General features: G+C 64.4%; 2 protein-coding genes. One reads left to right on the top strand and one right to left on the bottom strand.

The window, feature by feature from the left end:
• Positions 1-26: 26 nt before the first annotated feature.
• Positions 27-1904, bottom strand: coding sequence for an ABC-F family ATP-binding cassette domain-containing protein (locus EOA27_RS31525; protein WP_126078183.1), 1878 nt, complete (start codon positions 1902-1904; stop codon positions 27-29).
• 133 nt (positions 1905-2037) lie between these two features.
• Between EOA27_RS31525 and EOA27_RS31520 the strand changes: the two genes are divergently transcribed.
• Positions 2038-2268, top strand: a complete 231-nt coding sequence (locus EOA27_RS31520; RefSeq protein ID WP_126078184.1) for a hypothetical protein — start codon at positions 2038-2040, stop codon at positions 2266-2268.
• Positions 2269-2540 lie beyond the last annotated feature (272 nt).

Raw genomic sequence — 2540 nt, 5'->3', positions numbered from 1 at the left:
CCCCCACAAGGGGGGAGATTGGCTAATCACTCCGCGATCCCTTCCTCATATTCCGCCGACATCGTCAGCCACTTGTCCTCGTTTTGCGCCAGCGTGTGCGCCAGTTGCGAGCGCTCCTTGGCCAGACGCGTCGCGGTCGAAGGGTCCTTCTCGTAGATCGCCGGGTTGGCGAGCTCGTCCTCGATGAGGTCGATGCGCTTGCGGATGCGGTCCATTAGCGCCTCGGTGGCGCGGATCTCCTTGGCCAGGGGTTCGAGTGCCGCGCGGCGCTGTGCGGCTTCGCGACGGCGGTCGGCCTTGGAGGCCTTGTCGGCTTCCTTCTGCTCGCGACGGTTGGACGAGACGCCGGTGACCAGGGTTTTGTAGTCCTCGAGGTCGCCGTCATAGGGATTGACCGCGCCGTCCTTGACCAGCCACAGCCGGTCGGCCGTGGCTTCGAGCAGATGCCTGTCGTGCGAGATCAGGATCACGGCGCCCGGGAAGTCGTTCAGCGCATGGATCAGCGATTCACGGCTGTCGATATCGAGATGGTTGGTTGGCTCGTCGAGGATGAAGAGGTTCGGTCCCTCAAAGGCCGATAGCCCCATCAAGAGCCGCGCCTTCTCGCCGCCGGACAGGTCCTTGGCGGCCGTGTTCATCTTCTCGGTCGAGAGGCCGAACTGGGCGACGCGGGCGCGCACTTTGGCTTCCGGCGCGTCCGGCATCAGCCGGCGCACATGCTCATAGGCGCTTTCCTCCGGGCGCAGATCGTCGAGCTGGTGCTGGGCGAAGATCGCCACCTTCAGGCCCGGCGCGATCGTCATCGAGCCGGTCTCGGCCTTCAGCCGGCCGGCGAGCAGTTTGGCGAAGGTCGACTTGCCGTTGCCGTTGGCGCCGAGCAGCGCGATGCGGTCGTCGGCATCGATGCGCAGCGTCATCTTCTTCAGGATCGGATTGCCCTCGGTATAGCCGACATTGACGCCGTTCAGCGCCACGATCGGCGAGGCCACCGTCTTGACCGGCTCGGGGAAGGAGAACGGCCGCACCGTGTCGTTCACCACCGCGGCGATCGGCTTTAGCTTCTCCAGCGCCTTCAGGCGCGACTGCGCCTGCCTCGCCTTGGAAGCCTTGGCGCGAAAACGCTCGACGAAGGATTCCATATGCTTGCGCTGCGCTTCCTGCTTGACGCGGCTTTTTTCCTGCAGCTCGCGCTGTTCGGTCAGCTGGCGCTCGAACTGGTCATAACCGCCGCGCCAGAAGGTGAGCTTCTTCTGATCGAGGTGAACGATCGAGTTGACGGCGCGGTTGAGCAGGTCGCGATCATGCGAGATCAGCAACACCGTGTGCGGATATTTGGAGACGTAGTTTTCCAGCCACAGCGTGCCTTCGAGGTCGAGATAATTGGTCGGCTCGTCGAGCAGCAGAAGGTCGGGCTCGGAGAAGAGCACGGCGGCCAGAGCCACGCGCATGCGCCAGCCGCCGGAGAAGGACGAAGCCGGCCGCCGTTGCGCGGCATCGTCGAAGCCGAGGCCGGCCAGGATCGTGGCGGCGCGGGATTCGGCCGAATGCGCGTCGATGTCGGCCAGCCGGGTGTGGATCTCGGCGATGCGGTGCGGATCGGTCGCGGTCTTCTCTTCCTCGAGCAAAGCCTGGCGCTCGACATCGGCTTTCAGCACGATCTCGATCAGCGGTTCCTCAGTGGCAGGCGCCTCCTGCGCCACCTGGCCGATGCGCGTGTTCTTCGGCAGGCTGATCGAGCCGGTCTCCGACGGGAAATCGCCGGTTATCGCCTTGAACAGCGTGGTCTTGCCGGTGCCGTTGCGGCCGACAAGGCCGGCCTTGGTGCCGGCCGGCAGGGTCAATGAGGCATGATCGAGAAGCAGCCGCCCCGCCATGCGCAGCGTAAGGTCGTTGATGATAAGCATAGCGGGCTTTTGCACGGGAGATCGGCGCTTCGCAAGAGCCAGCGCCCGGACGAGGCCTGCCGCGCTCCGCGACCCGTTCAACAAAAAGCCCGATGGACTGGAACCAGTCGCCGGCCAAAGCGTTGGGAAGCCCGTGATCCGCTATCTCGCCCTCGCCTTCATCTTCTTCCAGGTCGCCACGACAACCGCGCTGGCGACGCAGGTGGTTCTGTTCGAGAGCGAGACCGCTCCGATTGCTCTTCCAGTTGAATCGACAAGCGGGGCACCGACACAGCCAATCTCCCCCGTGGTGAGGCGCGCGACGGAACACCTGCTGATCCAGATCGAAAGCGGGAACTCCGGCCGTCGCCCCTTGAATGACTGAGAGGCTGGCTGGGCAGCGCCCACCGCCGCGCCGGGCATCTCCACACAAGCAGTGAAATCGTACACTCCCGGCTTTCGCCCGCCGGTCATACATTGCTTGCCACGTCACAGATTTGGCGTTGATCGCCGCTATTGCCTCAACCTATGCTGGCACAGGCGCCGGGGCCGTTTCAAACAGAGGGCAGACGATATGTCGGGCAAGACCTCGCTCCTTTCGGCCTCGCTCGCGGTCGCGATTTTCGCGATCGCGGCCGGTCTGTTTCTCACCATGCC

The sequence above is a fragment of the Mesorhizobium sp. M2A.F.Ca.ET.037.01.1.1 genome, assembly GCF_003998075.1.
GTDB lineage: Bacteria > Pseudomonadota > Alphaproteobacteria > Rhizobiales > Rhizobiaceae > Mesorhizobium.
Note: the sequence above shows the minus strand (reverse complement) of the source record. Positions and strands in the feature narration are given on the sequence as shown.